Consider the following 6,837-nt stretch of genomic DNA (forward strand, 5'->3'; position numbering starts at 1 on the left):
GGTAATGGGTGAAGCTGCATGATGAAGGGCCATACCTATTCCATACTCTTCAGCATAGTCACCAACCTTTTTGGTTTGAAGGTATCCTCCAACACTCCCCGGATCCGGGTGAACCAAATCCACTGCCCTATTCTCTATGAGATCTTTAAAATTCTTTTTATGGTAAGCATCCTCTCCCGTAAGTGTAGGGGTGGTAATGGATTCAGTAACACGCTTCCACTGTTCGGTATTTTGCCAAGGAATTGTAAGGTTCAAAAGCATTGGCCAATTTGATCATTTCATTGTATCCCATATGACCAAAATGGTCGATGGCCAAAGGAATTTCAAAGCCTACCTTCTCCCTGGCTTTGGCTGCATATTCAACCATTTTCTCTAGGCCCTTGGGTGTAATTTGAACATGGGTAAATTGATGGGGAGTTTGTGTATAACTCATCACATCTGTATCTGACCATCCCCTCATTGGCCCCCAAGGGGATTTATTGGTTAAGGTGTCTTTTTGATCCTTGATTAGCCCTATACCAATATCCATTTTCAACATGGTATAGCCCATGTCTACACGACTCTTCATTTTATTTGCAAATTCATCAGGATCCCGAACCGTAGGTGTATCTACATAAATTCTAACTTTATCCCTGAATTTGCCTCCTAGTAGCTGATAAAGTGGTACCCCATAGGCTTTCCCTGCAAGATCCCAAAGCGCCATTTCCACACCTGAAACCCCTCCGCCTTGTCTGCCATGCCATCCAAATTGCTCAATACTCTTGAATATTTTTTCAATATTACATGGGTTTTCTCCCAATATTCTACTTTTTAACATCAAAGCATAGCGCTTATCCGCACCATCCCTAACATCTCCCAAGCCATGAATCCCCTGATTGGTATAAATCTTTAGTAAAGGCACATTTCCATATTGGGCAATGCGCATGTCGGTAATTTTAAGGTCTGAGGGATTAGACAGACGATTCACTTTAGAAGTGGTGTGAGCCAATGTGTCTTCCATAGGCAATGACATCATTCCCCCTAAACTAATTCCTCCTAGGACAGCTTTTTTAAAAAAGGATCGTCTTTCATTTTTAGGCTCCTCAAATAATGGTTGTGGCTTTTCTGTAGGGTTTATTTTTGCGTTTTTTTCATCTTGAAAACGCTGTTGTAAGTATTCTGTATTTTTTTTCATACTTAATAGGTTTGTTTTGGGTATGGATAATATTAAATAAATTATTGAAAACACAATATGCTCAAAAATGATAGCAATTTAAAATTATTACAAAACAAAAACAGCCACTGATTTTCAGTGGCTGTTTTTCCCTATGAACTGCTTTATTAAGCTATTTATGGTATTAGAGCATAACAAAGAAATCATTTAAAGGACATATCATGTCTTTTTTCCCCTTCAAATATTTTAAATTAAATCAGGTGGAAAGAATACCTGCAATGCGAAGGTCTTCATCGTCCACTTCTTTGTCATCTATGATGGCCCTTTTGATAGGGGTGTATACAATTTTGTTATTAATAATCCCCACCATCACATCGTACTTACCTTTGAGCAAGCCTTCCACCGCAGAAACACCTAATTTACTGGACAAAATTCTATCAAAGGAGGAAGGTGCCCCTCCTCTTTGAAGGTGTCCAAGAATAGTTACTTTAATGTCGTAGGTAGGCAAAATCTTCTTCACCTTTTCAGAGATTTCTTGTGCACCCCCACTTTTTCCTCCTTCAGCCACTATAACAATATTACTCTCTTTTTTGGCTTTCTCTCTGAATTTTAATCGGTCAATCAGTTTTTCAACAGGGAATTTCTTCTCAGGTATAAGTATTGCGGCAGCGGCACTTCCTATTCCCGCATTGATGGCGATAAAACCGGCATCTCTTCCCATAACCTCTACAAAAAATAAACGGTCATGTGAGGTAGCTGTATCCCTAATTTTATCAATTGCCTCAATGGCGGTATTGCATGCCGTATCAAACCCAATGGTCAAATCTGTTCCAAACAAATCATTATCAATGGTTCCGGGAAGCCCAACAGCCGGAATACCAAATTCTTTATAAAACAAGTGAGCACCGGTAAGAGATCCATCTCCACCGATCACCACCAAGGCATCAATGCCATGACTTTTTAGGTTTTCGTAGGCTTTTTTTCTTCCTTCTGGCGTACGAAATTCAAGGCTTCTAGCTGACTTTAAAAAGGTCCCACCTCTCTCCAAGACATGAGCAATGGATCTGCTGTCGAGTTTTCTGATGTCATTATTGATCATCCCTTCATAACCACGGTAAATACCATATACCTCCAAATTATAATAAAACCCGGCCCGAACCACCGCCCGGATGGCAGCATTCATTCCCGGAGCATCACCTCCGGAGGTCAATACACCAATTTTTTTAATGTTTTTAGGTTGGTCTTGCATTTTCTATTACTAAAGGGTCCTTCAATTACTTATTGAAATATTTTATCATAAGCTCTGCTGCAGCCAGGTTGGTGGCCAATGGAACATTGTGAACATCACAAATTCTCATTAGCATTTGAACATCCGGCTCGTGTGGGTGTTTTCCTAGAGGATCCCTAAAGAAAATCACCATATCCAATTCCTTTTGTGCCACCATGGCACCTATTTGGGCATCCCCTCCCATTGGTCCGGAAAGTAATTTTTCAACTTGAAATCCGGCTTTTTCTATATGTGATCCGGTAGTTCCGGTGGCAACAAGTGTAATCCCCTTCAATGCAGGTTTGCAGCCACCTATAAAATGCACCATATCTGCTTTTTTCCCATCATGGGCTATTAATGCTATCTTCATTATATCATGCTAAATTGAATTTCAATATTTACCGTTAACACAGAAAAGGCAAACAATAGTTTACTTATTAGAAAAATAAAATTTATTATTTTTTTACCCGATCTAAAAAATACAAAACCATTTGCTCCCATTCCTGTTCAAGACTTATAGAAGGTTTATTTTTGCCTGCTCTGCTATACCAGTAGGAAGCATTTCCTAAATCCCCTTCTTTCCTATGCAGGTAGGCATGCAAAAAAGCGGCGTCGTCATCTTCCATTTGGTCAATTAACCCATGGGCTTTGGTCCAATCTCCATTGCCATCCAACCATAAAGACTGTAAATAAACAGTCATTCCTTCAGGCATTTTCCCTTCGTGAATGCTGGCTTTAAATTTTGATAAATTCATAGTGACTAGTTTTTAAGCAAGGCCAAAATAAATACTAATTCATCAAGGGGGCAAATATTAAAGCTAAAATTGAGTACAATTCCGCCATAAATAGGACTTAGATTCTTTAAGCGCCTAAGTGGCAAAGAAAAAGACATTGGAGAAAAAAAGGAAAATTAGTGTAATGGGATGGCTAGCTTCTACGGGTTTTTATAAAAAATAAAAAATCACCTCGCTCAATTAATTACTGCAAGATTAACATACCTGTTGTAGCGCTTGAGCAAGCCCATACATGCTTTTGGATTGCATATTGTATTTTTCTCTACAAAAAGCAAAATGTTTAAGGATTTGTTCCACCTCAATTAAGCTTGCATCAGGGTAATTACCGTGGTTGTAGGGGTGCCACCAAAGATGGTAGACCTCATTGTTTTTAGCAGCAGTACTCATCTCCTCTATGACCCTATTTACCTTCATTTGGTTAATCCTCCCAAGCTTGGATTGATAGGGCCTCAAAAATCGAGAAGCAGGTATTAAAATCGGTTTTTTAGACTTTTGCTCTTGCAGTTGATAAGATGTTTTTTTGCCTAAAGATAGTATGGAGTCAGAGGTCCTACATATTCTTTTAAGCAACTCTCCCTTTTCCGGCGTTTTCCAAAACCAATCCACAGGGTTTGTTCTAACTGAATTAAAGCCCAATTCTCCTGCGGCCTGAATGGCCTCAGTGTTGAACTGATTGCGAGGAAATACCAAAGAGCTTAGCTTAACACCAAATTTTTCCTGAGCGATTTTTTGGGCCGCCTTCAAATCTGCTTGGAAGGTCAACTTATCCTGTCCTTTTTCCATTGTATAATAATGCGAGAAAGTATGGCTTGCCAATTCCTGTCCAGGCGTTTCAATAATTGCTTTAACTAAATCAGGAGCAAAGAGGGTACTATTGGTTTCATTTGTTGCCTTATACCACTTATATGCAGAAAGGTTTAAGTTTTGATAGCTAGGCTTTACTTCAGGGCTGAACTTCAACCACTCCTCCGGACCATCCGCCATCAACATCCCCACCGTTGCCCAGGTAACTTCTACCTTATATTTCTCAAATAAGGACAATAACTGAGGCACAATCCGTTTCGTAGTTTGGTAATAAGCATCGTAGGCTTTGATAGGCACTTTATCAAACCGCCCCCAATGAAGCTCAAAATCCAAGGATATGATTAAGGTTGGACGAGTCATACTTTGGCCCTTTTATTGGCTAATTTATAATAAAGATGAAAGGCAATAATAATAAAAAATGGGAAGTATATGCTTTTCATTCTCATGATAATGCCCAAATTATTTAAGGTAATGCTGTATAAGACAGATAAAAGCATCCCATATATCAGTGCTGTCCAAAGGTACAAGGGTAATTTAATTCGACCTTTTAAATAAAATAGACTATATACTGCAAAACAAAATATGACTACCAGAAAAGTATTTTCAACCCCTGCAGCCATAGACCAAAAATGACTGGCTTCCCAAATAAAAGGCCTAAAAAATACGGTCACCAATTTTTCAATCCAGTTATAGCCCTGCATATCCACTGAACTTTTACCTCCAAATGAGGCTAGAAATTGATTTTGCCAATCCAATATGTCCCCTATCCATTTCAAGTTAAAACCATAAATCAAACTGCCTTTTATGTATCGATAGGCAAAAATTGACAAAATCATAAAAATAGCCAAAGGGAAGATTTTTTTTCGGTAAGGTAAAAGTGTTTTATGAAATGGCAAAACCATTAAGACTGAAATGGTTAAGACCAACCCTTGAATAGGTCTGACCATTAATGAGAGCAGTAGGCCAGCTATTATTAATAAAAATTTATCAGAAAAGAAGTGGATTCCTGCTAAAACCATTAACAGCCCCAACCATAAAAATGCCTCTTTACCAATGCCGGCAGTCCAAAAATGAACATTCGGGAAAAACAAAATCAATGCAATCACCTGGGAGAAAACCTTATCTCTGAATTTATTGGAACTTGCGTTTAACAGTTGGAATGCCAATAAAAATCCAAAATAAGAAAGGCTAGCATACAGAAAGGTGCCGGATAAATACCCCAATCCTGCCATTTGAGAAAAGGGGTAATTGAACCAATACATAAAATTGGTGCCGGTGCCAATTAAATCCCACCAGCCTTTGGAGGTTACAGGACTCCCTGAATCAATAGCCCAGTACCTGTAACTGTCTCCGCCATTGGCAAGGATATATCGGTAAAAAACAAGCCCAATTAAAAGGTGATAAATCCATAAACCAAATAACCAAGCAGTTTGGTTTGATGAAAAGCCTTGCGAATGCGCCCAAATTTTAATGCCATAGCAGGTGACCATCATCAAAAAAAAAATAAAAAGAATATCCCCTAACATCCTCCTACAAATTTGAAGACTTCAGCGCATGCTTGTATTCATTTATGCTATTTTCTAAAGCAAAGCTTGGGATAGATTGTGCCCTAATCTGTTCTCTGGAAATCTCCTTTACATCCTTAAGCCATTTAATTAAGTCCATTTTATCAATTGGTGGGTAAATAAAACAATAAGGTTCCTCACCAATCATTTCATCCAAATCACCGATTCCTTTGGAACATATAATTGGTAAACCGGCCAATAAATACTCGCTTACTTTGATGGGTGCTATCCCTGCAAGACTTGGTGCTGGTTTTCTTAAACTAACTCCCAAGTCTGCCGCGGCATAATAGGCAGGCAAATCCTCGTAATTGACTGTTTTTATTAAAATGGCTTGCTTTAAGTGATTGGGGATAGCTTCAGCTAGAGAAGTAGCGTTTCTAATTAGAAAAAGAAACTTACTTTCAGGATGACGAATATGGTAAGTCTCAAACAATTGCAACATCTCTCCTACAAGATACTGTGGACCGATACCTCCCGAATACAACCACAATATTGATTCAGGCATAATATTAAGGTCTTCTCTAATTTTTTCCCTAATCACCGGATTGGGCTTAAACCGGTTTTTAATTCTTCCATTGCTTACTTTAAAAAACTTGGGTTTATGGGTTTGCCCAATATTTTTTAAGTGTTCATATATGGCCAAAGTTGAGCGTACCAATACAATATCAGATAGTTTGAGCAACTTCGTTTCAGTTTTTTTTAGCCATTGGAATTGTAAACTACTTTCTTTTAACCCGGCATAATCAACCCTTTCTTGAATAGGTAACCCGTCAGCATCAAAAACAATTTTAATCCCCCTGTTTTTCGCCCATTTAAAAATTGAATTAACCATCATGGCCGGCATGGTAGACCGAGGCATAAGATGGGTAATGCCGTATTTAATAACCATACGTTTAATTGCAATTTGGCCAAGTTGCGTAGTGAGCAGGGTACCTAAAATTGGATGTGGCTTTCGCCTTACCTGCTGCTGTTGATAATTGATCTTTAGTCCCTCGGCAATATTTGCAATTCTATTCACCTCTGCCGCATCAGCCCAAGAAAATTGAAGCACAAAAAATTGGCAGTCCATTTCTTTTTGCAGCCCCTCAAAAATTGGAAAAAACAGATTTTCCATATAATTCGTTTGATCAGAATCCCAGGAAATGAAAAGAATTTTCATGGTTTTTCTCATTGATTTAGAAGATACAACCCTTTAATAGGTCATTTACCATCCAATTCTTGTTCAACCAATTGCTTATACCTCATAAAATTTCT

8 protein-coding genes are annotated in these 6,837 nt (G+C 38.5%); all 8 read right to left on the reverse strand.

The features are described 5' to 3' along the window. Window positions 1-255: enolase C-terminal domain-like protein (locus tag AAC037_RS16855; protein ID WP_339904191.1), on the reverse strand; the 255-nt coding region annotated here is incomplete at its 3' end. Further along, the gene (locus tag AAC037_RS16860) at window positions 203-1,174 is read right to left on the reverse strand and encodes a hypothetical protein (protein ID WP_339904192.1); all 972 of its coding nucleotides are present in this window, start codon (window positions 1,172-1,174) and stop codon (window positions 203-205) included. The genes AAC037_RS16855 and AAC037_RS16860, both read right to left, overlap by 53 nt. 235 nt (window positions 1,175-1,409) lie before the next feature. Further along, a complete protein-coding gene (gene pfkA / locus AAC037_RS16865; protein WP_303614404.1) occupies window positions 1,410-2,402 on the reverse strand; it encodes a 6-phosphofructokinase in 993 nt (330 codons plus the stop codon). Window positions 2,403-2,427: 25 nt separating this feature from the next. Beyond that, the gene (locus AAC037_RS16870) at window positions 2,428-2,790 is read right to left on the reverse strand and encodes a methylglyoxal synthase (protein ID WP_339904193.1); all 363 of its coding nucleotides are present in this window, start codon (window positions 2,788-2,790) and stop codon (window positions 2,428-2,430) included. An 85-nt stretch (window positions 2,791-2,875) separates the two neighbouring features. After that, a complete protein-coding gene (locus AAC037_RS16875) occupies window positions 2,876-3,175 on the reverse strand; it encodes a hypothetical protein (protein WP_339904194.1) in 300 nt (99 codons plus the stop codon). A 234-nt stretch (window positions 3,176-3,409) separates the two neighbouring features. Further along, the gene (locus AAC037_RS16880; RefSeq protein ID WP_339904195.1) at window positions 3,410-4,378 is read right to left on the reverse strand and encodes a polysaccharide deacetylase family protein; all 969 of its coding nucleotides are present in this window, start codon (window positions 4,376-4,378) and stop codon (window positions 3,410-3,412) included. Beyond that, window positions 4,375-5,511: a hypothetical protein gene (locus tag AAC037_RS16885; protein WP_339904197.1), complete on the reverse strand. Its 1,137-nt coding sequence runs from the start codon at window positions 5,509-5,511 to the stop codon at window positions 4,375-4,377. The genes AAC037_RS16880 and AAC037_RS16885 overlap by 4 nt, the downstream gene beginning before the upstream one ends. 37 nt (window positions 5,512-5,548) lie before the next feature. After that, a complete protein-coding gene (locus tag AAC037_RS16890) occupies window positions 5,549-6,742 on the reverse strand; it encodes a hypothetical protein (protein ID WP_339904198.1) in 1,194 nt (397 codons plus the stop codon). Between the last annotated feature and the right edge of the window lie 95 nt (window positions 6,743-6,837).

This window comes from uncultured Cyclobacterium sp., from assembly GCF_963976465.1.
Taxonomy (GTDB): domain Bacteria; phylum Bacteroidota; class Bacteroidia; order Cytophagales; family Cyclobacteriaceae; genus Cyclobacterium.